The organism is Domibacillus sp. A3M-37 (assembly GCF_024213455.1).
Taxonomy (GTDB): domain Bacteria; phylum Bacillota; class Bacilli; order Bacillales; family Domibacillaceae; genus Domibacillus; species Domibacillus tundrae.
In genome coordinates this window covers 1-443 of the sequence record NZ_JANAVL010000083.1, presented here as the reverse complement: position 1 = coordinate 443, position 443 = coordinate 1, and the positions used below count along the sequence as shown (strand labels likewise).

The window sequence follows — 443 nt, the reverse complement described above, 5'->3', positions numbered from 1 at the left end:
GAACATAAATGGGAAGCACTCGGGAATTGCTTTCCGACATTGGTTCCGATTTCAGCTAAGATTTGTTCGGCCATACGTGTGGAGATACCGGGAATGGAATCCAGCCGTTCAATGTCTTCTTGGGATGAGGTCAATCTAGCAGCCACCTCTTGGTTTAGTATCTCAACCTGTTCACTAAGAAAATCAATATGCGTTAGAATGGTCTTGATCATTAGGCGTTGATGTGGGTTGATATAGCCCCGGAGGGCAAGTTCATGTTCATCTCTTTTTTTCTTCATTGTACGGCGAGCGAAGCTTGCCAGTTTTTCAGGATCATCCTCGCCATCTGCGATGGCACGAAGCATGTCACGAGCTGAAACACCCATGATGTCGGAAACAACAGAGCCAAGCTTGATATTCGCTCCTTCTAATACTTTTTGAATCCGGTTATGCTGCCGGGCACG

The 443-nt window shown here is 46.5% G+C and carries 1 protein-coding gene; it reads right to left on the bottom strand.

The features are described 5' to 3' along the window. Nucleotides 1-443, bottom strand: a 443-nt coding sequence (locus NLX67_RS22655) for a transposase (RefSeq protein ID WP_254313644.1), incomplete at both ends; no start/stop codon positions are given.